Origin of the sequence: Enterobacter cloacae complex sp. P47BA (genome assembly GCF_014930485.1) — a bacterium.
Lineage (GTDB): Bacteria > Pseudomonadota > Gammaproteobacteria > Enterobacterales > Enterobacteriaceae > Enterobacter > Enterobacter bugandensis.
Window position 1 is genome coordinate 102,142 of sequence record NZ_JADBRF010000002.1, and the last position, 24,494, is coordinate 126,635.

The window sequence follows — 24,494 nt, forward strand, 5'->3', positions numbered from 1 at the left end:
TAGACGAGGAATGGTCTTTTTGCACCCTGCGACGGGTAACAATTAGTGCGCCGTACCGCGCATTTTTTCGATCAGTTTCACCGCCGCCACCACGATAGCGCCAACGATAAAGCCCAGCACCAGATTAAGCAGCGTGGGCAGAATCGCTGCCACCACGCTCCCCTGCGCCGAGGCGAAATGTTCGATGGCATGGTGCAGCGGCGCAATGCCGTGGACCACAATGCCGCCGCCCACGAGGAACATCGCCAGGGTACCCACCACGGACAAGCTCTTCATCAGCCACGGCGCCAGCGTCAGTAAGCCTTTACCGATACCTTTAGCCACCGCGCTGGATTTCTCCTCCAGCCAGTAACCGATATCATCCAGCTTCACGATCAGCCCGACCAGGCCGTAAACGCCCACCGTGACCAGAATGGCGATCCCGGAGAGGATCAACACCTGATTCAGCAGCGGCGCATCGGAGACGATGCCCAGCGTAATGGCGACAATTTCAGCCGACAGAATAAAGTCGGTGCGAATGGCGCCTTTGATTTTATCGCGCTCGAAAACTTTCGGATCCTGCGCGGCAAGCGCTTCAAGGCGCTGCTGGCGCGCCTCCGGGGTATCCTTCTGCTTGCGCGAGCTCAAAGAGTGCAGGACCTTCTCCACGCCTTCGAAACACAAGAATGCCCCGCCAATCATCAGCAGCGGCGTGATGGCCCAGGGAATGAATGCGCTGATCAGCAGCGCCAGCGGCACCAGGATCACTTTGTTCAGAAACGAGCCTTTTGCCACGCCCCACACCACCGGCAGCTCACGGTTAGCCCGTACCCCGCTTACCTGTTGGGCGTTAAGCGAGAGATCATCCCCCAGCACCCCTGCGGTTTTCTTCGCCGCCAGTTTCCCCATCACGGAAATATCATCCAGTAAGGTGGCAATATCATCCAGCAATGTTAATAAGCTACTTCCTGCCAAAATGGTGATCCTTCTTTTTTGGTAATTAAGTGAATAGTATGGAGCAAAAGCGCAATCGCGGAAACAGGCAGCTTTCGTCAACAAAAAATTCACATCAACTACACAATTAAAGGACTCGCCAGCGCGATAGTTTTCGCGTTTACTATCAGCGACCTTTTTATTTCGTCGTGAGGGATTATGCGTTTCCGGCAACTGCTTCCGCTTATCGGGGCACTTTTTTCGCTGTATATCATCTGGGGTTCAACCTATTTTGTCATTCGCATCGGCGTGGAAAGCTGGCCGCCGCTGATGATGGCGGGCATTCGCTTCCTCTCGGCGGGTGTGCTGCTACTGGCCTTCCTGCTGCTGCGCGGGCATAAGCTTCCACCGCTCCGCCCAATGCTGAACGCCGCCTTGATAGGCCTGCTGCTGCTGGCGGTGGGGAATGGCTTTGTGACCATTGCCGAGCACCAGAACGTACCGTCTGGGATCGCCGCCGTAGTCGTTGCCACCGTACCGCTGTTTACCCTCTGCTTCAGCCGCCTTTTCGGCATCCGCACCCGCAAGCTGGAGTGGCTGGGGATTGGCATCGGCCTTGCCGGCATTATTCTGCTTAACAGCGGCGGTAACCTGAGCGGGAATCCGTGGGGCGCAGTGATTATCCTTATCGGCTCGATGAGCTGGGCGTTTGGCTCCGTATACGGTTCGCGTATCGAACTGCCGACCGGCATGATGGCGGGGGCAATAGAGATGCTTGCGGCTGGGATTGTGCTGCTGCTGGCCTCAGCCCTGACGGGAGAGGAGCTGACGACCCTGCCGCCGTTGTCGGGCTTCCTGGCGGTAGGCTATCTGGCGCTGTTTGGCTCCATCATCGCCATCAACGCCTACATGTTCCTGATCCGTAACGTCTCACCGGCGGTCGCCACCAGCTATGCCTACGTCAACCCGGTCGTGGCCGTGCTGCTCGGCACCGGGCTTGGCGGTGAAACGCTCTCTCCGGTTGAGTGGTTAGCTTTAGGGGTGATTGTTTTTGCCGTCGTGCTGGTGACTTTAGGCAAATATTTGCTGCCGGCAAAGCCCGTGGTTACGCCTTGCGAGGTGGAGAAACCGTAAGCGCGTGGATCCCCTGCGTGTCGATCTGCGCGGCCTGGCCGCCGCCGCAGATCCACTCTTCCAGCCGTTCGCTCAGATCGGCATCGTTCTGCTTTAACCGTCCTCTCAGCGCACACTCCCAGACGATCAGCACTCGCCAGCCCTGCGCGACAAGCGTGGCGAGATCCCGCGCATCTCTCTCAACGTTCTTGCCAATCTTTTCCAGCCAGAAATCGGTGCGCGTCGCCGGGACTTTAAACAGGTAGCAGTCGTGATGATGCCAGAAACAGCCGTGGGTGAAGATAATGCACCGATACGCGTCGATGACGAAATCCGGGCGACCCGCAAGTGCGGGATCCTGCACGCGAAAGTCGAAGCCCGCCTGTGTCAGAAGCCCGGCCAGACGCTTTTCTATCGCGGTGTCACGCGTGCCGATGGCACGCATGTTTTTGCTCCGCGTGGCCTTATCGTGAACGTCCGTCATTGACGGCCTCACCCTGGCGGAGCGCCACCGCCTGTCTGATGCGCGGGGCCAGCAGTTTTGCCACCGCCGCGAACGCGGGCACCACCACCGAGTTACCAAACTGACGGTAAGCCTGAGTGTCCGAAACCGGAATGCGGAAACGGTAGCCCTGTGGCGTTTCAAAGCCCATCAGCCGGGCGCACTCCCGCGGCGTGAGGCGCCGCGGACGGTGACGCTGGTTTTGCGGATCGTCGAAATCTTTCTCGCCCAGCGCTTTATCCCAGCCTCTGTCGATCAGGATTTCCGCGCCGTCTTTGTAGTAGCGAGCGGACAGCGTGCGGGTCACGCTGTGCGGATCGTTTGGGTTCACCATGCCAAACCCAAATCCGTTGCCTTTGGCCTGATGCTTTTTGGCATAGCGGTAGAGGTATTTCCACAGGATTGGGGTAAGGATAAATTTCGCGTCGACCACCGGCTCCAGCAGGTCGGCAATGGTTGGACGACGCTCGGGGTATAAGGAGGGAATATCCCGCAGGGTGAAATCCCCCTTAAGATTGAGATCGCGGCGGAAACCGACGAGCACAATGCGTTCGCGATGCTGGGGCAGGAAGTGTTTCCCGTCGATAATTTTCGGGTCATCCGCGCCCATGTCCTCGGAATCCGCCACGTCATAGCCCAGCTCGTCCAGCGTTTGCATGATAATGCGGAAGGTCTTTCCACCGTCATGGCTCTTTAAGTTCTTGACGTTTTCCAGCACGAATATGGCCGGGCGACGGGCGTCAATGATTCGAGCCACATCGAAAAACAGCGTTCCCTGCGTATCGCAGGCAAAACCGTGGGCACGCCCGAGGGCATTCTTTTTGGAGACGCCGGCCAGCGAGAAAGGCTGACACGGGAAGCCCGCCAGCAGCACGTCATGCGCCGGAATCGTCTGGCGAATGTGCTCGGCGGCTTGTTCATCCGTGACGCCGCTTTTATGGCTCAGGGTAACGTCGCGGATATCGGCGTTGAAATGATGTTCGTGCGGATCGCAGTACCAGTTCGCTTTATAGGTGCGTACCGCATGTTTGTTCCACTCGCTGGTAAACACGCACTGACCGCCGATAGCTTCAAAGCCGTGTCGGATGCCACCGATGCCGGCAAACAGATCGATAAAGCGGAAGGCATAGTTCGGGTGCGCGGCAGACGGCCGCGGAAGCAGGTCTTGCAGATAACGAAACTCGCTTTCGCTCAGGCGGCGCCCTGCCCGATCGCTGGTCAGCAGTCGCTTAAGGATGGCCGGGCTCCAGTGGCTCTCGCCGTGCGCCACCAGCTGGTTTGCCAGCGTTTTAGCGTCATAAATATCCAGCAGCTGGCGCAGTAATGCCTGCACCGTTGCCGTTGACTTCTCAGCCTGCTCTGGCGCGGGCTCTGTCACTGATCGATTTTCCTGCATTCTTTTAACCGGGCAATAAAGACTGGAAACAGATTACCACAGTTCACTTTCGCAAACTGCGACGGAAGCGGTGTTGAATCTGGCTATCCAGCCCGATGCAGTCGCCCTGTAATTCGGCACTGAGTTTCGCCATAAACTGAATCAGAAAATCGGCGTTGTGCTGCGCGAGCTCGCGCCCGACGTCGGTTTGCATTGTATCAGGCAAGCGCAGCAGCTTGGTCTGAAAATGATCGAGCGCAAACGCCCGGTCATCAAGCGGGCGCGCGTCGGCAAACGGATCGTCCGCGTCAAAAAGCGGTACGCCCAGCGCGCCTGACACGGCAAACACGCGCGCCAGGCCAATCGCCCCCAGCGCCTCCAGACGATCTGCATCCTGGACAATTTTGGCCTCAATCGTGTACGGCGTCAGGCCGGCGCTGAAACTGTGCGCCTCGATGGCGTGCTCCACGGCGGCATAGCGATCGGACGGGAAGTCAGGGAAATCGCGGTGCAGAATGTCCCGCGTTCTGCGTGCAGCCAGACGCGACGACTGGCTGCGTTCAGGATGATTTTTCGGCAGGCTAACGATGTCGTGAAAATAGCAGGCGGTCAGGATCGTCAGCGGGTCGACGTGGTGATGAACCATGATTTTCTGCGCCGTCAGCCAGACGCGACGGAAGTGTGAAATATCGTGCGCGGTGTCATCGGTCGCGTGATGTTCATCAAGCCAGGATTCAAAGCGCTGCTGCCACTGTATGAGTTCCATCATCCTTTCCTGTTACGAAAATGGGCACTGAATTATAACATAGCTAAATGAAATAAATTTAAAAATAGAAAGTCGAAATACTTAATAATAATTACCCGCAATACTTTCAAGCGATTAATTCATTTGAAAAATAAAGAGATTTTTGGAAATATTTTGTAATATTTTCACTGGTTTAATTACATTTATTTTTGAACCAAATTCACGAGCCATAGAATAGTATCAAACACGTAATTACGGAGGGTGATTACATATATTCATATAAATTATCTTTAAAGGGAATATATAATGAAAAGAAAAGTTCTGGCAATTCTTGTACCCGCTTTATTAATGGCTGGCGCGGCAAACGCGGCTGAAATGTATAACAAAGACGGCAATAAAGTTGACCTGTACGGCAAGGTTGACGCGCGTCATACCTTCTCCGACAACGCGGGCGACGACGGCGACGAAACCTACGTGCAGATTGGTTTCAAAGGCGAAACACAGATTACCCGCGATCTGGTCGGTTACGGTCAGTGGGAATATAAAACCTACGCTAATGATACCGAAAATGCCGGGGATACCTCTTTCAACCGTCTGGCCTATGCGGGCCTGAAATATGGCGAATACGGTTCATTTGATTATGGCCGTAATTACGGCGTCGTGTATGACGTTGAAGCCTGGACCGATATGCTGCCGGTATTTGGTGGCGATTCCTACACCTGGACTGACAACTATATGGTTGGCCGTACCAACGGTGTTGCGACCTACCGTAATAATGATTTCTTCGGTCTGGTTGATGGCCTGAACTTCGCGCTGCAGTATCAGGGTGCTAACGAAGGCGCAAACGCTAACGAAGATCAGGAAGGCACCAAAAACGGTCACGACGACGTACGCTTCCAGAACGGCGACGGCTTCGGTATGTCTACCACCTATGACTTCGACTTCGGCCTGACCCTGGGTGCGGCGTATTCTTCCTCTGACCGTACCAACGATCAGGTTGCTTATGGTAAAAATCTTGAAGGCGTGGGTTTTGCGGGTGGCGAAAAAGCTGAAGCCTGGACCGTTGGCGCGAAATACGACGCAAACAGCATCTACCTGGCGATGATGTATGCGGAAACCCGCAACATGACGCCAATTGGTAACTTTGGTATCGCTAACCAGACTCAAAACTTTGAAGCGGTTGCACAGTACCAGTTCGACTTCGGTCTGCGTCCTTCCCTGGCATGGGTTTACTCAAAAGGTAAAGATTTGGACGGTAAAGGATTCAATCAGGATCTGGTTAACTACATCGACCTGGGCATGACCTACAGCTTCAACAAAAACTTCTCCACCTATGTTGATTATAAAATCAACATGCTGGACAACGATGAAGCGCTGTATGACGCATATGGTATTTCCACCGACGACATCGTTGGCGTCGGTATGACCTACCAGTTCTGATCCCTGAAAATACCAAAGCCCGCATTGCGGGCTTTTTTGTTCCAAGGGGCACTATTTTACGGCGCTTCCTGCAGCGCCACGCGGATAAACCCGTTATTCTGCACCAGCAGTTCATGGGCTTTCCATGCATCCAGCCCTGTCAGCACCATCAATACCGCCGTTTTACAGTGGTGGTTACAGCTCTCCAGCGCGGCTTTTGCCTGCGCCCGGGTGCATCCCCCCGCCTCCATCACAATGGCGATTTGCCGTTCAGCCCATTTGGTATTGCTTGCCTCAAGATCCACGCGCAGGTTGCTGTAAACGCGCCCGGTGCGAACGGCCAGCGCGGTGGTAATCATCGAGAGGATCATTTTTTGCGCGATCCCCGCCCTGGTATTGCGATACCCGGCAACCACATCAGCCCCAAGCTCTGGGGCAATTACCATGCTTGCCAACTGTGCTGCTTCACTTTGTGCATCACCGGTGATGACCGCAACCGGCGCTCCCAACGACCACGCATGCCGCATTGCCCCCCAGACCCACGGCGTTTTTCCGCTGACGGTCACGGCAAGCATCATATCGTGCTCACCAAATTTAATGGCCTGCAGGTCAGCCACCCCGCGCTCGTAGCTCCCATCCCCCTCTTCTGCCGTCACGGCAATTACCGGCGTTTTACCCGGCGCATACTCATCTACAGCCTGTTGTGCGATGCAGCCTGACGGGCCCGCGCCGACAATCACCAGACGGCCGCCGTGGTTGAGCGCCGAGGCGGCATTATCCACCGCGCGGGCGATTGTCGTTAAGCAGGGGGTTATAGCAGCAGAAATGCGTGCATCTTCCTCGTGGATAACCTTCAGCATGTCCAGCGTGGACAATCTATCTATATTCATCGTGCTGGCGTGCCGTCTTTCCTTGACTGAACCGGTAAGCGTAATGCTCATAAACAGCCTCCTTATTATGAGTACCCACACACTATAAAGTGTTTTATATAGATGACCTGCGAGTGGGGTCACGAAAAGAAGAGTAAATCGACGCTTTTACATGGCTTTAAGAAAAGCCCATCATCAGCGATAATCACTCCCTTTCTTAATCATCGCGGAGTGTTGATGAGCGATTTGCAGCCTTTCCCTCTGACGCGCAAGCGCCCCATGAAACTGTACACGCTGGTCACGTTGATGGTGTCCGCGATTATCGCCTCGGTGTTGCTGGTAGTTTTTGCGCTCTATTCCGTGCAGATCACCCGGGCGACCCGCGATGATGTAAAAGATACCGCTCTGGGCATCGCCCGCACGCTGGCCGACAGCCCGGAAATCCAGCGCGGCCTGATGCAGTCGCCGCAGGCCGACATCATTCAGCCCATCGCCAAAGCCGTCACCCAACGCAACGATCTGCTGCTTACCGTGGTGACCGACATGCGGGGGATTCGCTACTCGCACCCGAACGAGGCGCTCATCGGCCTGCATTTTATCGGCAACGATCTGGAACCCGCGCTGGAAGGCAAAGAGAATGTCTCGGTTAACCGCGGCGCCCTCGCCGAGGCGCTTCGCGTTTTCACGCCGGTCTATGACAGCCAACACGATCAGATCGGGGTCGTCGTGGTCGGGATTTCCCTCAAAAAGGTGGAAGACCAGATAGCCCGCGGGCGGCTCAACGCGCTCTGGACGATTCTGTTCAGCATCTTTATGAGTTCGATGGCGATATGGGGTCTGGTACGGGTCCTGAAACGCATCCTGTTCGGGCTAGAACCCTATGAAATCTCCGCCCTGTTCGAACAGCGCCAGGCGATGCTGCAGTCGCTTCGCGAAGGGGTGCTGGCCGTCGACATTCACGGCCGCGTGACGATGATTAACCACGCTGCCAGAGAGATATTACTTCTTCCCTCCGGCAAGCAGACCGAAAACACCAGCGAGCCGCTGCTGGCAAGCCTGCGTGAGGTATCGAAAACCGGGATTGCGCGTCAGGATCAGGAGATTAGCTGCAACGGACGACTGCTGCTCTGCAACATGGTGCCGGTCAAAAGCCAGAATCGGGTGATCGGGGCTATCAGCACCTTCCGCGATAAAACGGAAATCAGCCAGCTGATGCAGCGTATTGATGGCATGGTCAACTACGTCGACGCCCTGCGCAGCCACACGCACGAGTTTATGAATAAACTGCATGTGATCCTGGGCCTGCTACACATGAAGCGCTACGACAAGCTGGAGGAGTACATCATCCAGACGGCGCATAATTACCAGACGGACATTGGCACGATCCAGAGCAAGGTAAAGTCCCCGGTCGTTGCCGGGTTCCTGCTGGGTAAAATCAACCGGGCGAAAGAGGCCGGCGTCACCCTGACGCTGGCGGATGAAAGCCTGATACCGGATACCGGCAGTGAAGAGCAGGTTGCGGTGCTGATCACCGCCCTGGGTAACTTAATCGAAAACGCGCTCGACGCGATGGCAGGACAGCAGGAAGGCGAGATTGGCCTGCTGCTGCATTATCAGAATGGCTGGCTCAGCTGCGAAGTCAGCGACGACGGCCCCGGCATTGATCCCACTCAGCTGGAGGCTATTTTTACTAAGGGGTTCTCAACAAAAGGTGAAAACCGCGGCGTTGGGCTGTTCCTTGCTCGCCAGCAGATCCAGAACCTGGGCGGCGATATTACCGTCGAGTCTGAGCCTGGCGTATTTACCCAATTTTTTGTTCACATCCCCTGGGATAGCGAGAGGAATATCGCGTGATAAATGTATTAATTGTCGATGATGACGCCATGGTAGCCGATCTCAACCGTCTGTACGTCAACCGTGTTGAAGGCTTCAGCTGCTGCGGCGTCGCCTCCACGCTCAATCAGGCCAGGGCCTTTATCAATAACCCCAGCCAGCCTGTCGATCTGGTGCTGCTGGACGTCTACATGCAGCAGGATAACGGGCTGGATCTGCTGCCCGATATTCGCGCGTCAGGCCGCCCGATTGATGTGATTATGATCTCCTCGGCCGCCGATGCCGCCACGATCCAGACCTCCATCCACTACGGCGTGGTGGATTATCTGATAAAGCCGTTCCAGTTCCCGCGCTTTGAAGAGGCGCTGAACGGCTGGAAGGCAAAACACAGCCTGATGGGCTCGCACCAGTATTACGAGCAGGCGGACGTCGACAGGCTGATCCACGGCGGCGCGCCGGAGCTGGCGGACACTAAAAAATTGCCGAAGGGGTTAACGCCGCAAACGCTGCGCACGATTTGCCAGTGGATTGATGGCCACCCGGAGACGGAATTTTCCACCGACGATCTGGCTAACGCAGTCAATATCTCCCGCGTCTCCTGCCGTAAGTACCTGATTTGGCTTGCGCAGATCAACATTCTGTTCACCAGCATTCACTATGGCGCCACCGGGCGTCCGGTGTATCGCTACCGCTTACAGCCGGAACAGATCGGGCTGCTCAAACAGTACTGCCAATAACGCGGTAGCTCTCGTCCAGAAGGGTAAAACGGAAGTGGTGCATCGAGGAGATCACCACTTCTTTTGTTTTGGTCACAAAGATAGCTTCAATATCGGGGCGCGCACGCAGGGCGGCACAGCCCTTTTCTACCCCCATGCCGTATATCAGCGTGGTCCAGATGTCGCCGTCAATGGAGTCTTTTGAAATGATAGTGACGCTCTCCAGCTCGTTGTCGAGCGGATACCCGGTGCGCGGATCGAGAATATGGTGATAGCGCTTGCCGTTCTGCTCGAAGTAGCGCTCGTACGTTCCCGAGGTCACCACGGATAGGTTCTCCACCGTCATCGCACCGATAAGCGCGTCACCGGCGAACGGTTTTTTTAGCCCCACGCTCCAGCCCCCTTCCGGCGAGCCTAACGTCTGGATGTTTCCGCCGAGGTTGATCAGCCCCAGCTCAGCGCCCTCTTTGCGCAGGTAGTCCCGCACCCGGTCGGCGATATAGCCTTTGGCGATGGCCCCCAGATCAATCTCCATCCCCGATCTGGTCAGAAACACGCTGGTCTGCGCCTCATCAAGGATGACCTCCTCGGGCCGGGTTATCGCCAGCAGGGACGCAATGTCATCGGCAGGCGGAACGCTGTCTCCCTGAAAGCCAATCTTCCAGCGCTTCACCAGCGGGCCGATCGCCAGGTTAAACGCGCTGTCTTTTAGCATGCTTGCCGCTTTGGCACAGCGGATCAGTTCAAACACCGGACGACTGACGGCAACCGGATGCTGGCCCGCCGCATGGTTGATGTCCATCACCTGCGAATGCGCCCGGTTAACGGTGAGGAGATCTTCGTACTGTTTGATCAGGCGGAAAACGCGGGACGCGAGGGCTTCGTCATGGGAGAAGAGCTTCAGGAGAATGGGCGAGCCCATCAGAACGGCGGAGTAGCTGTAAACGCGATGGCTATCAGGCATTGCATGTGTCCTCAGATGTAGCCCCGGCAGGCACCGCGCCGCCGGGGAGACAGGAGCCTTACGTTCTTTTTGAGCGCATCGCCGCCTGATGTCCTGCAAGGGTACCAAAAATAATGATATCCGCCACCGCGTTACCGCCGATACGGTTGCCGCCGTGGATCCCCCCGACCACTTCACCCGCCGCAAACGCACCCGGCAGTACGTTGTGGTTGCTGTCCAGCACGCAGGTTTCGGTGTTGATGGTCACGCCGCCCATGGTGTGATGCACGCCTGGCGCAATCTGAATAGCGTAGAAAGGCCCTTCGTTGATAGGCGCACGCAGCGCGGTGGTACGACCAAAATCGTCATCGTGCTGTTTTTCAACGAAACCGTTGTAACGTTCCAGGGTCGCGAGGAAAGCGTGGTGATCCATACCGAGCGCTTCCGCCAGCGCTTTTGGCGAGCTGGCGCTGGTCACGAAGCCTTTCGCAATATACTCATCCGCGGCTTTGTTTTTGGCACGTACGTGCTCGTCAAAGACGATGTACGCGTATTTCTCCGGCAGCGCGATGATTGACGCCGAGACTTTATCGCGGGTCGACATTTCGTTGTAGAAGCGCTCCCCTTTCTGGTTGACCAGAATCGCCCCGCCCCCGCGGATGGATTCGGAAATCAGGTACGAGGTGTTCTGCTCAACGGTTGGGTGAATTTGGATTTCGCCCATATCCACGGTGCCCGCCCCGATGCGCTCCAGCAGCGCGATACCGCCGCCGGTTGCCCCTTTGTGGTTGGTGGTGACGAACCCTTCCAGATCCGGACGGTATTTGACGACCATCTGGCTGTTGGCGCTGAAGCCGCCCGTCGCCACGATCACGCTTTTCGCTGCCACGGTGACGGTTTCGTTCTCTTCAGTGGTCAGGCGAACCCCGGTCACTTCACCGTTCTCGAAGAGAATGTCGCTGACGGAGGTATCCAGCATCACCTCGATGTTGCGTTTGTTGACGTTACGCACCAGGCCGCTGATCAGGTAGCCCCCCACCGCAGAGCCGTCTTTTGGACGGTGAGTACGGTCGATGCTCATCCCACCGGTGGTGGTAATGTCGTTCAGCATGATGCCGCGCGTTGCCAGCCACTCAATCGCCTGCGGCGCGTTCTCGACAAAGCGGCGCAGCAGTTCAGGGTTGTTCTTGTTGCCGCCGCCTTTCAGGCTTTCCTGGTAGAACAGCTCTTTGCTGTCCTGAATGCCCTTCACGCGCTGGAAGCGGGTTTCAGCGGCATTCATACCGGCAGAGGCTTTAATGGTGTTCCCGCCGATGGTTGGCATTTTCTCGACAATCAGCACGCTCGCGCCTTCGTCGTGAGCCTGAATCGCCGCCGCCAGACCGGCGCCGCCGCTGCCGACTACCACCACGTCCACGCTGCGGGTTTCGTTCGGGTCAACGCCCTCTTCCGCTGCCAGCGCTTTGCTGGATTTCAGCATCGCTTTAGAGACCGCTTTCTTCACCGCTTCACTCTGGCTGGTTGCACCGGTGATGGCATCCACGTGCGGGGTATTGGCGTCAAGAATGCGGGTACGGATCTCTTCAAAGCTGGTGACGAACTCAACGTCATCGCTCGGGCCAGAGGCCAGCTCGATGTCCGCAATGCGGTCGGTTTCCAGACTGACGTTAATCACCAGCTCGTTCGCGTCGTCCTGCACCTTCTCGGTGAACATGCCCGGTTTGAATTTCGATTCGCCCATGCTCATGTCGCGGATCATCGCTTCCACCAGCGAGAAGCGCCACAGCGGTTCAGGAATGCTCAGTTCCTCGCGTTTGGTGCTGTCCATAAACAGCTCAAGGTTTTCACCCGCCGCGATGCGGTCGGTCCAGTCCGGGTAGGCAATAGTGGCGCGGCCAACGGCAATCAGGTCGTAACCGTGGTCCAGCGCTTCATTCACGTCTGACGCATTCACCACGCCGCCCACGCCCATCACCGGAACCTGCGCCAGGGTTTCAGAGCGCATCGCGCAGTATTTTTCGATCAGCGGCGTCGGGTCCTGGGTGTCGACAATGGACGGACGCAAGGTCGCGCCGACGGAGAAGTGCAGGTAGTCCACGCCGCGCGCCGCCAGTTTTTCCAGCAGGTACATGGTGTCTTCAAAGCGGATGCCCGGCACTTCCAGCTCTTCAGGGGAGAAACGGTAGCCAATAATAAACGCGTCGTCCGCGTACTGGCGCACCATTTTGTGGGTGATGTCCAGCACCGCCAGCGGGAACTTCGCGCGATTGTCGCGGCTGCCGCCCCACTCGTCGTCGCGCTGGTTAGAGTTTGGAGAGTAGAACTGCTGAATCAGGTAGGTGTTCGCCCCGTGGATTTCCACGCCGTCAAAACCGGCCTGGATGGCGCGGCGCACGGCTTCACCAAACTTGCCGATCATGCCTTCCACTTCTTCGGCGGTCAGGGCAACCGGCGTTGCGGCACCGTCACGCGGCGCGGCCACGGCGCTTGGGCCAACCGGGGTACGGCCACCGATCAGTTTCGGATCAACCATGCGGCCACCGTGGTAGATCTGCAGCAGGGCCTTAGATCCTTTGGATTTAATGGCCTCGGCGATTTTCGCCAGCCCGGCGATTTTCTCGTCGTTATCAATACCAATTGCCCCCGGGAAGGCAAGGCCGAGATCGTCGACGAAGCAGCACTCCACGATGATGGTGCCAATGCTGCCGGAACGGGCCCGATAGTACTCCACCAGCTCGCTGGTGACGGTGCCGTCATAATAGCCGGTACAGGTGGTCATAGGGGCCATTAACAAACGGTTTTTCAGTTCAGTGCCATTCGGTAATGTGAAGGGGCTAAGAATGCGTTCGTTAGTGCTCATAATAGAAACTCCAAACTTTTAAAAATTGAGAATTCGTTATCGGATTGATTTTTTATTTCGTCGTTTTTTGCCGATGTCATGATATTAATATAATGATTTTTTTAGTTTCTAAAGTTATTACGTTAGTTAAAAAACTATTTAATCCCTGTGATAACACTAATAATACATTGGTGTTAGCGATTGTCATTCAGGCATTCACAATATTTTAAAATACGTTAAATAAAAAATGGTAAAACCATTTCGCCAAAAACCAAAAACACCCTTTAAAATCAACTAAATAGGCGTTATTAAAATTTCGAATTGTTACAGAAATGATAAAATAAACCCGCAAAAAAAGATAATAACCACATACGCCAGAGTGGTTATTAATAAAAGCATAAAAATAACGCTGCAATTCTGTTTTTTTGATCTCGATCAATAGTCATGGCATTTAAAAGCGCAATATAAAAACATCATCATTTTTTAATTTAACGCACACAAAAAAGCGTTAAATCGCTATTACTGAAAATACAAAAACGCACCTTTAATAACTAAAAAAAGCAAAGAAACTTAAGAAAGCAATTTTGACTTTTCAGTGCGACCGAATTTTTGACAACTTAAGACGTGAAACTATGAATACAAAAACTGCTGTAACGCCCCCTGTGGCGAACCAGGCATCAAATGGAAACGCAAAACGTCTGCTGATGATGGCACTGCCCGTCATCGTCGCCGTACTGCTGCTGTTTGTTCCGGTACCGGAAGGACTGCCTCCTTATGCATGGCACTACTTCGCCATCTTCGTCGGCGTGATCGTCGGTCTTATCTTCGAACCCCTGCCGGGCGCGGTGATCGGCCTGACCGGCGTGGTCGCCATTGCCCTGTGCAGCCAGTGGGTGCTGTTCAGCCCTGAACAGCTGGCTGACCCAAAATTTAAGCTGGCGGGCGCCTCCTTTAAGTGGGCAGTGAGCGGGTTTGGTAACTCCACCGTCTGGCTGATTTTCGGTGCCTTTATGTTTGCCGCAGGCTACGACAAAACCCGCTTCGGCCGCCGTCTGGCGCTGATTCTGGTGAAGTATCTTGGCCGTCGCAGCCTGACGCTCGGTTACGCGATTACGTTTGCGGACCTGCTGCTGGCACCGTTCACTCCGTCCAACACCGCGCGCAGCGGTGGGACCATCTACCCGATCATCGCTAACCTGCCGCCGCTGTACGGTTCAAAACCCAACGACCCAAGCGCGCGTAAGATTGGTTCGTACCTGATGTGGGTGGCGATCACCGCGGCCTGTATCACCAGTTCAATGTTCCTCTCCGCCCTCGCGCCAAACCTGCTGGCCCTGGCGCTGGTGAAAAGTACGGTTGGGATCGACATCTCCTGGGGGACCTGGTTCCTCGCCTTCCTGCCGCTGGGTATCCTGCTGATTCTGACCATGCCGCTGCTGGCCTACTGGTTCTACCCACCTGAAGTCAAAGTGAATAACGAAGTGCCGCTGTGGGCGACCCGCGAGCTGGAAAAACTGGGCAAACTGTCGCGCAATGAGATCCTTCTGCTGGTGTTCGTATGCTGCGCGCTGCTGATGTGGATCTTCGCCGCCGCGTGGATTGAACCCGCGATGGCAGCCCTGCTTATCGTTGGCCTGATGCTGTGGACCGGAGTGCTGGAGTGGAACGATATAACCGGTAACAAAGCGGCGTGGAACACCTTCGTCTGGTTCGCCACCCTGGTGGCGCTGGCGGATGGCCTCTCCTCTACCGGCTTTATCAGCTGGCTGGGTAAAGAAGGCGGCCTGCTGATGAGCGGTATCTCTCCGGGCGTGGCGACCATCGTCCTGCTGCTGGCGTTCTACCTGCTGCACTACCTGTTTGCCAGCACCACCGCGCACACCACGGCGCTGCTGCCAGCGATGCTGACCATCGCCTCCACCATTCCGGGCATGAATATGGAAGTGTTCGTTCTGCTGATGGTGACCTCGCTGGGCGTGATGGGGATTATCACCCCGTACGGTACTGGCCCAAGCCCGATTTACTACGGTAGCGGCTACCTGCCAACCAAAGACTACTGGCGCCTCGGCACCATCTTCGGAGCCATCTTCCTGGCGGCCCTGCTGCTGATTGGCTACCCGTGGATGTCCATGATGTTCTGATTCCTGACCGCCGGACTTCTCCTCCGGCGGTTTTATTTTTGTGGAGCAATACGCTATGTCAAACAAACCGTTTATCTACCAGAACCCCTTCCCTCTTTCGCATGACGACACCGAATACTACCTGCTGACCAACGAGCACGTTTCCGTTGCCGAGTTCGAAGGCCAGGAAATCCTGAAAGTGGAGCCGGAAGCGCTGACCCTGCTGGCACAGCAGGCCTTCCACGACGCCGCATTTATGCTGCGTCCTTCCCACCAGAAGCAGGTTGCCGCCATTCTTAACGACCCGGAAGCCAGCGAGAACGATAAGTACGTGGCCCTGCAGTTCCTGCGTAACTCTGAAATTGCCGCCAAAGGCGTGCTGCCAACCTGCCAGGATACCGGCACGGCAATCATTATGGGTAAGAAAGGCCAGCGCGTCTGGACCGGCGGCGGTGACGAAGCGGCCCTGAGCCAGGGCGTGTATAACACCTATATTGAAGACAACCTGCGCTACTCGCAGAATGCGGCGCTGGATATGTATAAAGAAGTGAATACCGGCACCAACCTGCCCGCACAGATTGACCTCTACAGCGTCGACGGGGACGAATACAAATTCCTGTGCATGGCGAAGGGCGGCGGCTCTGCCAACAAAACCTATCTCTACCAGGAAACCAAAGCGCTGATTACCCCGGCGAAGCTGAAAAACTACCTGGTTGAGAAGATGCGTACCCTGGGGACCGCAGCCTGCCCGCCGTACCATATCGCGTTTGTTATCGGCGGCACCTCAGCGGAAGCCACGCTGAAAACCGTGAAGCTCGCCTCCACCCGCTACTACGACGCGCTGCCAACCGAAGGCAACGAGCACGGCCAGGCGTTCCGCGACGTTCAGCTCGAACAGGAACTGCTCCAGGAAGCACAGAACCTCGGCCTCGGCGCGCAGTTCGGCGGGAAATACTTCGCCCACGATATCCGCGTGATCCGCCTGCCTCGCCACGGTGCCTCCTGCCCAATCGGCATGGGGGTTTCCTGCTCCGCAGACCGCAACATCAAAGCGAAAATCAACCGCGATGGGATCTGGATTGAGAAGCTGGAGCACAACCCGGGCCAGTATATTCCGGAGTCACTGCGCCAGCAGGGCGAAGGCGACGTGGTGAGCATCAACCTGAACAAGCCGATGAACGAGATCCTGGCGCAGCTTTCCGCGCACCCGGTCTTTACCCGCCTGTCGCTGAACGGCACCATCATCGTGGCGCGCGACATCGCCCACGCGAAGCTGAAAGAGCTGATCGACAACGGTGAAGAACTGCCGCAGTACGTCAAAGATCATCCGATTTACTACGCGGGCCCGGCCAAAACGCCTGAAGGCTACGCGTCTGGCTCACTCGGTCCAACTACCGCAGGGCGCATGGATTCGTATGTGGACTTACTGCAGTCGCACGGCGCGAGCATGATCATGCTGGCGAAAGGCAACCGCAGCCAGCAGGTGACGGACGCCTGCCATAAGCACGGCGGCTTCTACCTCGGCAGCATCGGCGGCCCGGCGGCGGTGCTGGCGCAAAACAGCATTAAGAGCCTGGAGTGCGTCGCGTATCCTGAGCTGGGCATGGAAGCCATCTGGAAGATCGAAGTGGAGAACTTCCCGGCGTTTATTCTGGTGGATGATAAAGGCAACGACTTCTTCCAGCAGATCCAGAACAAACAGTGCAAAGGCTGTTCACAGCGCTGAGTGCTTCCATACGTCCGGCAGGAGCGACAGCGTTTCAGCGATCGTGCTGCGCTTGTCGCTCCCCGGCTTCCAGATGGTGACCATCGTCTGACCAATCCCCTGGCTGCCCACTTCGGTGTGCAGCCTTTTTACGTTTTGCCACTGACCGGCATGAAAATGCGTCGGTAAGAATCCCCAGCCGCAGCCGCGCTCCAGCAGACCGCGCAGCATCTCCGGTTCATTGGTAAAGAGGGTATGCCCGGAAATCTGCAGGCGGCGCGCCACCGGCTCGTCCGAGGCGGGGTGCATGACGACCTGGGGCACCAGGGAGAGATCGAGCAGCGACAGAGGGGAAGAACGGTCAGCAAACAGCCCGCTGGCGGCATAAAAATCCATATCAATGGCACCCAGGGCGCGCCACTCCATATCATTGCCCACGCTGCGGTTGCGTGCCTGGCAGATGGCGAGATCCGCGTCGTTGTTCGCCAGCAGCCGTTCCGATTCATCCCGCGAGGCGCAAATAAGGCTCAGGCGGATTTTCCGCACCGCCATTTCAGCAATCACCCCATGCAGAAAGGCTCTGGGCGTAAAAGGATCGTAGACCAGCGTCAGGTCCTGCGTGGCACCGTGCGGCACCTCTCTGGCAAACGCCTCAAAGGCTTTTACCTGCCGCATCAGCAGGTGCGCCTGGCGCTGAAGCTGTTCCCCTTCGGGCGTGAGCCGCAGGGTGCGGCCGTCGCGAATAAACAGCGCGTAGCCTAACCCATCCTCAAGAAAATCAACCAGATCGCGAAGCGTCGTTCGGTCCTTCTTCAGCGCCACCGCGGCTTTACTCAGGCTCCCGTTCTCGGCCACGGCGGTAAATGCCTCGAGCTGTGCAAAAGAGTAAATCAATCCCGCCACGCTACGCTCCCTCTGTTTTTTGGGGGGATTTTCCCCCGCTACGCGTTTTTTATTATAGCCCCGGGGTTTTTAAACTAAAGCCGTTCCTAACCTGTAAGAGACGGATATGAAAAACAGAAAAGTAAACCATGCCCTGCTGGCGGGCCTTGTCTTCAGCACCCTGATCTCCCCTGCGGCAGTGGCGGCCTGTAAAGGCACCGACCTCAGCGCCTGTCCAGCCCCCTTCGACACCGCGCTGCCGGACACCCATAAGATGCTCACCTGGAGTCAGGCCGATCGCGTGGTGGGCTTTCGCAATGACTATCGCAACTACGCCGGGGATCGTTTCCGCCACGGTAACGCCGTGCCGCTGCAAATGTCGGACAAGCCGCTCACGGACGCACACTATCAGGTCAACGGCAGGCGCTACGGCCTTCAGGAGTACCTCCAGCGCCAGAACGTCAGCGGCATGCTGGTGCTGAAGGACGGCAAAATCGCCTGGAAGTACCTTGGAGAGGGCAATACCGACTCCACGCTCTGGACCTCGCGCTCGGTTGGGAAATCGGTGGTATCGGCGCTGGTGGGCGTGGCCCTCAAAGAGGGAAAGATCCACTCGCTTGACGACCTGGTCACGCGGTATGAACCCGACCTGAAAGGCACCGCGTGGGACGGCGTGACGCTTAAGCAGCTTATCACCCATACCTCCGGCGTGGCGTGGAACGAGGATTACACCAACCCTAAATCCGACTTCGCGCAGCTCACCGAGTGCGAGGCGAAGCCGGGTACCTATGACTGCGTGCGCAAGCTGGTGAAGGGGTTACGCAGGGCGCACCCGGCCGGAGAGAGCTGGTCTTACTCTTCGGGCGGCGCCTGGCTGCTGGGTGACGTGCTGGAGCGGGCCACCGGCATGACGCTGGCGGCCTATCTGGAGAAAAGCATCTGGCAGCCTTACGGCATGGCGAGCGACGGCGTGTGGCATGCCTACAGCAAAGGCCAGCATGACGTTGGCGCGCACGGCTTTAACTCCACACTGGAGGACTGGGGGCGCTTCGGGCAATTTATCCTGAGCAACGGTACGCTGCCGAACGGTAAGACCATTCTGCCGGAAAACTGGATCCAACAGTCGTCAGACTGGACGAAGGCCAAAGGCTCGGTCTCAGACGCCCATCCCGAGGGGCTGTACGGCTATCAGTGGTGGAACAACGAAGTGCCCGCCAACGCCACGGGCGTAGAGCCGACGGCCCAGGATTCGCTGAAAGGTTCACTCTGGGCGCTGGGCATTTTCGGGCAGATGATTATGGTGAACCCGAAGGAAAATCTGGTCATTGTCCAGTGGTCTACCTGGCCGCAGGCGGAACCGTCCTTCAGCGCCCAGCCGCTGGAGGCCTCTCTGATGTTTAGCGCGATTGCCAGAGCGCTGCGCTAAATGGCCTCCGCCGGGTAACGACGCGGTTACCCGGCTCATTCTGAAACGCGCCTCTGCGCTACATCACAAAATCGCAATATCAGAGGCTTACAGAATATTGGTGAATAAAAAGCCAATATTTTGTTAAGTTATTGTTGCCATTAATTGTATTTGTTCGCCGGATTATATTCATGCAAGAAACGCATCAGTCGATGCGGCATTTGCGCTTATCTAATTCCTCATCCTGATCCAGTTTTCAGAAACAGACGCGTAAAACGTCAACAATAAACTGGAGATAACCATGTTTTCCTCAACCTCACCTGCAACCGTACGCTCTAAGGCGGGCGCGATACTTCGCGTGACGTCCGGCAACTTTCTTGAACAATTCGATTTCTTTCTTTTCGGCTTCTACGCCACCTACATTGCCCACACATTCTTCCCGGCGAGCAGTGAATTTGCGTCGCTGATGATGACCTTCGCGGTCTTCGGCGCGGGCTTCTTGATGCGTCCAGTCGGGGCCATTGTGCTGGGGGCTTATATTGACAAGGTCGGTCGCCGCAAAGGGCTGATCGTGACGCTTTCCATCATGGCGGCAGGCACCTTCCTGATCGTGCTGATCCCGTCCTATCAAAGCATCGGGCTTTGGGCACCGTTGCTGGTACTGACGGGCCGTCTGCTACAGGGCTTTTCCGCCGGTGCGGAGCTTGGAGGCGTCTCAGTCTATCTCGCTGAAATCGCCACGCCGGGCCGTAAAGGGTTCTATACCAGCTGGCAGTCCGGCAGTCAGCAGGTTGCCATTATGGTCGCCGCGGCGATGGGCTTTGCCCTGAACGCGCTGATGGAAGAGAGCGCCATTCGTGAATGGGGCTGGCGCATCCCGTTCCTGTTCGGCTGTTTAATCGTGCCGTTTATCTTTTTCCTGCGCCGCAAGCTGGAGGAGACGGAAGAGTTCAGCGCGCGCCGCCATCATCTTGAGATGCGTCAGGTCTTTAAAACGCTGCTTGGCAACTGGCAGGTGGTGGTCGCGGGCATGCTGATGGTGGCGATGACCACCACCGCGTTCTACCTGATCACCGTCTACGCGCCAACCTTCGGCAAAAAAGTGCTGATGCTGAGCGCCTCGGACAGCCTGCTGGTCACGCTGCTGGTTGCGATCTCTAACTTCATCTGGCTGCCGGTGGGCGGCGCGCTGTCGGACCGCTTCGGGCGTAAACCGGTGCTGATTGCCATGACCCTGCTGGCGCTGGCCAGCAGCTATCCGGCCCTGACGCTGCTGGCTGATGCGCCAAGCTTCTCCATGATGCTGAGCGTCCTGCTGTGGCTCTCCTTCCTGTACGGGCTGTATAACGGTGCGATGATCCCAGCGCTGACGGAAATTATGCCCGCTGAAGTCCGCGTGGCAGGGTTCTCTCTGGCTTACAGCCTCGCAACGGCGATCTTCGGCGGCTTTACCCCGGTGATGTCCACCGCGCTGATTGAATACACAGGTGACAAAGCCTCGCCGGGCTACTGGATGAGCTTCGCCGCGGTGTGTGCCCTGCTGGCAACCCTCTACCTCTACCGTCGTCGCGCGGTTTCGGTGCAAAACACCGTTAAGTCGCAGGGGGCCGCATGACTCGCACTTCTCGTTATGCCGCCACCGCGCTGATGCTGACGTTCCTGAGCGCCAATGCCTGCGCTCAGGAGGTGAAAGTGATGATTTCAGGCGGTTTCAAAGCCGCCCTTGAAAAGCTGGCACCGGAATATGAACGCCAGACCGGCGATACCATCGTGATTATTCCCGGTCCGTCAATGGGCGCTACGCCGCAGGCGATCCCAAACCGGCTCGCGCGCGGCGAGAAAGCCGACGTGGTGATTATGGTGGGCGATGCGCTGGCGAAGCTCGAAAAAACCAGCCAGACCCAGCCGGGTTCGCGAACCGAACTTGCGGACTCCCCCGTCGGAATGGTGGTGAAAAAAGGGGCGGGTGTCCCTGATATCAGCAGCGAGGCGACGCTACGTAACGCGCTGCTTCAGGCCAGCTCCATCGCCTACTCAGACAGCGCCAGCGGCAGGTATGTCAGCCAGACGTTGTTCAAGAAACTAGGGATTGAAAAGGAGGCGGCGGCTAAAGCAACGATGGTCGAACGCATTCCGGTTGCTTCGGAAGTGGCAAAAGGGAAATACGCCGTGGGCTTCCAGCAGGTGAGCGAGCTGCTGCCGGTTCAGGGCGTCACCTTTATCGGTAAAATCCCGGATAATCTGCAGTACATCACGCGCTTCGCGGGTGCAGTTACCCGTCACGCAGAACATCCTGACGAGGGGAAAGCGCTGCTGACCTATCTCGCCTCACCGCCCTCACGCGCCGTCATCGAGAAGACGGGGATGATCCCCGTTACGTCCGGCGATACCGCTCGGTGATCTCTTTTTCCAGCTCAGCCGCGATATAAGACTGGATGCGCCCCCGGCGCCGGATAAGCCCCACGGTGCGTTTCACTTCCGGCGCCACCAGCGGCAGATGCGTCAGCGGCGTGTGCTCTGACGTCGGCATCGACATGGCGGGAACGGCGGCAATGCCGATCCCCGCCTCTACCATACCGAGCATCGTGGTGACGTGGCGCGTTTCGCAGACGCTGGGGCGCTCGGGAATGATATCCCCCAGCATCCGATCCAGCAGGTTGCGGTTCCCCGACGTTTTATCGAGGGAGATATAGTCCTGCTGGTAAAACGCCTGCCAGGTCAGGTGGCTCTTCTGCGCCAGCGGGTGGTCCTTTCTGCACGCCACAACGTAGACATCCTCCACCAGCGGGAAAAATTCAATTTCAGACGGCAAGTTTCCCGCAAAGCAGATGCCAAAATCCGCCTGGCTTCGGGCCACGGCGTCAATCACATTCCCCGCGCTGCTGTCGATGAGCTTAATGCGAACGCGCGGAAAGCGGGACTGAAAGCGACGGATCACATCAGGCATAAAATAACAGGCGGCGGAAGGTACCGCGGCGACCGTAATCAGCCCCGTCCGCTCTTCACTGGCCTTATCGACATCCGCCAGCATTGATTCTACGTTGTCGAGCAGCTGCGCTGAGCGTTCAGCAAAGTTTTGCCCGTATAACGTCAGGGCGACGCGGCGGGTGGTTCGGTCAAACAGCCTGATTCCCAGCGCGGCTTCCAGCTTTTCGATTCTGCGGCTCAGCGCCGACTGGGATATGCAGATTGATTCAGCGGCGACACGGAAGTTACCGTATTCCACTAACGCCCTGAAGGCATAGAGATCGTTAAGGTCGAAATTCACGGGCATAGCGTCTGGATGTCCTGTCAGGGAAAGCAACAAAGTCAAAAATAATAGCGTCTTATTGACCTTCCGCAACCGGCGCGGTGTTGAAATAGGTCAGAGGTCGTTGAGATTGAGGCGAATGCGCCCGGCCTGGTCAGCAATCGCCTGCCGTTCCTCTTCCTTCATATCCGCAAGCTGTTTATAGACAATGCCCAGGCGGGGATTGTTACCGAGGCGCGCTCGGTTGCGCGCAAAGAAATCCCAGTAGAGGGCATTGAACGGGCACGCCAGCTCTCCGGTGCGCTGGTTGTGCTGGTACCGACATTCCTGACAGTAATTACTCATCTTATGAATGTAGGATGCGCTTGAGACATAGGGCTTACTGGCCAGTAATCCGCCATCGCCAAACTGGCTCATGCCGAGAGTATTGGGCAGCTCCACCCATTCAAACGCATCAATATAGACCCCCAGATACCACTCATGAACCGCCTGCGGCGACAGGCCGCTGAGCAGACTAAAGTTACCGATCACCATCAGGCGCTGGATATGGTGGGCGTAAGCCTCGGTAAGCGATTGCCCAACGGCATGCGCCAGGCAGCGCATCTGCGTTTTGCCCGTCCAGAACCAGTCCGGCAGCGGGGCGTGCTGCTCCAGGGCATTCAGCTCGCGATAGCCCGGCATTTGCGACCAGTAGATCCCGCGCACGTACTCCCGCCAGCCGAGAATTTGTCGGATAAAACCTTCAACGGCAGGCAGCGGCGCGTGGCCAGAACGCCATGCCTGCTGGGCGGCGGCCACTACTTCCCGGGGATTAAGCATTTTGGTATTCAGCGCAAAAGAAATTAACGAATGAAAAAGAAAAGGTTCCTCCGCGTGCATCGCATCCTGCCAGTTTCCAAACTGCGGGAGCACGTGAGAAATAAACGCATCCAGACTGGCTTTGGCTTCCGAACGGTTGAGCGGCCAGCGAAAATTGTCGGCCTGCGGTTCGCCGAAGGTCTTTACGCCGCAGCGTTGGATCTCTGCCCACAAGGCTGAACGATCGTGGCGGGGGCGCGAGTCACCCGGCGCGGGCGGCTCGCCGGACCAGCGCCTGCGGTTTTCAGCATCATAATTCCATTTCCCCCCTTCCGGCTCGCCTTCAGAGGTCAAGAGAATCCCGTGCCGACGGCGCATTTCCCGATAAAAGTATTCCATTCGCCAGCTTTTACGCGACGCAAAAAACGTGCTTACCGCGTCCCGGGGGGTGAAAAAATGCTCGCTGCTGACGCAGGCTGTTTCGACGGACGCTGTTTTCGCCCACGCCTGCAGCTGCGCATCAAGACGCCATTCGTCGGGCTCCTGCCACAACACCCTGTCGGCGCTGTAATGCGTAACAAGCGCGTTGAGATTCTCTTCCAGCGCGCCGCGGTTTGAACCGTCAGAGAGCCGGACATACCTCACCCGATGCCCCTTCTCTTTTAATGCAGAGGCAAACGCGCGCATGGCCGCGAAGATAGCGATAACTTTCTGGGCATGATGCAGCACGTATGCGGTTTCCGCCCGCAGCTCCAGCATCACGTAAATGACGTTTGGGTTGCGGGTATCAAACCAGCTGTGATGCGGATTAAGCTGATCGCCCAGGATCAGACGCAGCTCGGTCAACGATGGCTCCTGCGGCAACGCTCGGAACAGTATTTGACCTCATCCCAGCATTTCGCCCATTTTTTGCGCCACGTCATCGGCCGCTGGCAGTGCACACACAGCCGGCTGGGCAGGTCCTGCTTGTTGCCTTTGAAATCGCTCATCTTTTCAATACCGTACTGATTTATTTACCCCACCTGCGGATAAAGGCTACGACAGACGTCACAAAATGAAGGTGATGCC

20 protein-coding genes are annotated in these 24,494 nt (G+C 56.8%); 9 read left to right on the forward strand and 11 right to left on the reverse strand.

The genetic code is table 11. The features are described 5' to 3' along the window. Window positions 1-42: 42 nt before the first annotated feature. Window positions 43-957 carry a DUF808 domain-containing protein gene (locus IM299_RS03995; RefSeq protein WP_169804339.1) on the reverse strand — a complete coding sequence of 305 codons (915 nt, stop codon included), beginning with the start codon at window positions 955-957 and terminating at the stop codon, window positions 43-45. 174 nt (window positions 958-1,131) lie between these two features. Here IM299_RS03995 and yedA point away from each other — a divergent pair, with 174 nt between their 5' ends. Continuing rightward, window positions 1,132-2,046 carry a drug/metabolite exporter YedA gene (gene yedA / locus IM299_RS04000; RefSeq protein WP_028013712.1) on the forward strand — a complete coding sequence of 305 codons (915 nt, stop codon included), beginning with the start codon at window positions 1,132-1,134 and terminating at the stop codon, window positions 2,044-2,046. On the opposite strand, the gene IM299_RS04005 is transcribed toward yedA, so the two are convergent. From IM299_RS04005 to IM299_RS04015, 3 genes are all read right to left on the reverse strand, one after another. Further along, window positions 2,018-2,509, reverse strand: a complete 492-nt coding sequence (locus IM299_RS04005) for a very short patch repair endonuclease (protein WP_193357079.1) — start codon at window positions 2,507-2,509, stop codon at window positions 2,018-2,020. The two genes, yedA and IM299_RS04005, sit on opposite strands and share 29 nt — an antisense overlap. Then, on the reverse strand, window positions 2,490-3,905 hold the full coding sequence (locus tag IM299_RS04010; RefSeq protein ID WP_041909349.1) for a DNA cytosine methyltransferase: 1,416 nt from the start codon (window positions 3,903-3,905) through the stop codon (window positions 2,490-2,492). Before IM299_RS04010 ends, IM299_RS04005 begins: the two co-directional genes overlap by 20 nt. A 61-nt stretch (window positions 3,906-3,966) precedes the next feature. Next, window positions 3,967-4,668, reverse strand: a complete 702-nt coding sequence (locus IM299_RS04015; RefSeq protein WP_045260359.1) for a phosphohydrolase — start codon at window positions 4,666-4,668, stop codon at window positions 3,967-3,969. A gap of 285 nt (window positions 4,669-4,953) precedes the next feature. Between IM299_RS04015 and ompC the strand changes: the two genes are divergently transcribed. Then, on the forward strand, window positions 4,954-6,087 hold the full coding sequence (gene ompC / locus IM299_RS04020; protein ID WP_193357080.1) for a porin OmpC: 1,134 nt from the start codon (window positions 4,954-4,956) through the stop codon (window positions 6,085-6,087). A gap of 56 nt (window positions 6,088-6,143) precedes the next feature. Here the strand turns inward: ompC and IM299_RS04025 are convergent, their stop codons facing one another. Further along, window positions 6,144-7,007 carry an N-acetylmuramic acid 6-phosphate etherase gene (locus tag IM299_RS04025; RefSeq protein WP_193357081.1) on the reverse strand — a complete coding sequence of 288 codons (864 nt, stop codon included), beginning with the start codon at window positions 7,005-7,007 and terminating at the stop codon, window positions 6,144-6,146. A 165-nt stretch (window positions 7,008-7,172) separates the two neighbouring features. On the opposite strand from IM299_RS04025, the gene IM299_RS04030 reads away from it, so the two are divergent. Together IM299_RS04030 and dcuR are read left to right on the forward strand one after the other, a co-directional pair. Then, the gene (locus IM299_RS04030) at window positions 7,173-8,789 is read left to right on the forward strand and encodes a sensor histidine kinase (RefSeq protein WP_045260362.1); all 1,617 of its coding nucleotides are present in this window, start codon (window positions 7,173-7,175) and stop codon (window positions 8,787-8,789) included. Next, window positions 8,786-9,505: a two-component system response regulator DcuR gene (dcuR, locus tag IM299_RS04035; protein WP_028013719.1), complete on the forward strand. Its 720-nt coding sequence runs from the start codon at window positions 8,786-8,788 to the stop codon at window positions 9,503-9,505. The genes IM299_RS04030 and dcuR overlap by 4 nt, the downstream gene beginning before the upstream one ends. On the opposite strand, the gene IM299_RS04040 is transcribed toward dcuR, so the two are convergent. Continuing rightward, entirely contained in the window at window positions 9,486-10,448 is a 963-nt protein-coding gene (locus IM299_RS04040) for an FAD:protein FMN transferase (RefSeq protein WP_048956476.1), read from the reverse strand. The two genes, dcuR and IM299_RS04040, sit on opposite strands and share 20 nt — an antisense overlap. A gap of 58 nt (window positions 10,449-10,506) precedes the next feature. Continuing rightward, window positions 10,507-13,287: a flavocytochrome c gene (locus IM299_RS04045; RefSeq protein ID WP_048956475.1), complete on the reverse strand. Its 2,781-nt coding sequence runs from the start codon at window positions 13,285-13,287 to the stop codon at window positions 10,507-10,509. A gap of 611 nt (window positions 13,288-13,898) precedes the next feature. On the opposite strand from IM299_RS04045, the gene IM299_RS04050 reads away from it, so the two are divergent. Then, entirely contained in the window at window positions 13,899-15,407 is a 1,509-nt protein-coding gene (locus IM299_RS04050) for an anion permease (RefSeq protein ID WP_023325580.1), read from the forward strand. Window positions 15,408-15,462: 55 nt separating this feature from the next. Continuing rightward, the gene (fumA, locus tag IM299_RS04055) at window positions 15,463-17,112 is read left to right on the forward strand and encodes a class I fumarate hydratase FumA (RefSeq protein WP_193357082.1); all 1,650 of its coding nucleotides are present in this window, start codon (window positions 15,463-15,465) and stop codon (window positions 17,110-17,112) included. Here the strand turns inward: fumA and IM299_RS04060 are convergent. Further along, window positions 17,101-17,994 (reverse strand): LysR family transcriptional regulator, encoded by an 894-nt coding sequence (locus IM299_RS04060; protein ID WP_048029380.1) that lies wholly within the window; start codon window positions 17,992-17,994, stop codon window positions 17,101-17,103. The genes fumA and IM299_RS04060 overlap by 12 nt on opposite strands. 106 nt (window positions 17,995-18,100) lie before the next feature. On the opposite strand from IM299_RS04060, the gene IM299_RS04065 reads away from it, so the two are divergent. The 3 genes from IM299_RS04065 (at window position 18,101) to IM299_RS04075 (ending at window position 21,778) form a co-directional block, all read left to right on the forward strand. Then, on the forward strand, window positions 18,101-19,399 hold the full coding sequence (locus IM299_RS04065) for a serine hydrolase (protein ID WP_193357083.1): 1,299 nt from the start codon (window positions 18,101-18,103) through the stop codon (window positions 19,397-19,399). A gap of 280 nt (window positions 19,400-19,679) precedes the next feature. Beyond that, window positions 19,680-20,993 carry an MFS transporter gene (locus IM299_RS04070; protein WP_028013725.1) on the forward strand — a complete coding sequence of 438 codons (1,314 nt, stop codon included), beginning with the start codon at window positions 19,680-19,682 and terminating at the stop codon, window positions 20,991-20,993. Beyond that, on the forward strand, window positions 20,990-21,778 hold the full coding sequence (locus tag IM299_RS04075) for a substrate-binding domain-containing protein (protein ID WP_193357084.1): 789 nt from the start codon (window positions 20,990-20,992) through the stop codon (window positions 21,776-21,778). Before IM299_RS04070 ends, IM299_RS04075 begins: the two co-directional genes overlap by 4 nt. Here IM299_RS04075 and IM299_RS04080 read toward each other — a convergent pair. From IM299_RS04080 to IM299_RS04090, 3 genes are all read right to left on the reverse strand, one after another. Beyond that, on the reverse strand, window positions 21,753-22,652 hold the full coding sequence (locus tag IM299_RS04080; protein ID WP_048956468.1) for a LysR family transcriptional regulator: 900 nt from the start codon (window positions 22,650-22,652) through the stop codon (window positions 21,753-21,755). The genes IM299_RS04075 and IM299_RS04080 overlap by 26 nt on opposite strands. Before the next feature lie 90 nt (window positions 22,653-22,742). Next, window positions 22,743-24,272, reverse strand: a complete 1,530-nt coding sequence (locus IM299_RS04085; protein ID WP_193357085.1) for a cryptochrome/photolyase family protein — start codon at window positions 24,270-24,272, stop codon at window positions 22,743-22,745. After that, window positions 24,269-24,415, reverse strand: coding sequence for a DUF2256 domain-containing protein (locus tag IM299_RS04090; protein WP_072001212.1), 147 nt, complete (start codon window positions 24,413-24,415; stop codon window positions 24,269-24,271). Before IM299_RS04090 ends, IM299_RS04085 begins: the two co-directional genes overlap by 4 nt. Window positions 24,416-24,494: the final 79 nt, after the last annotated feature.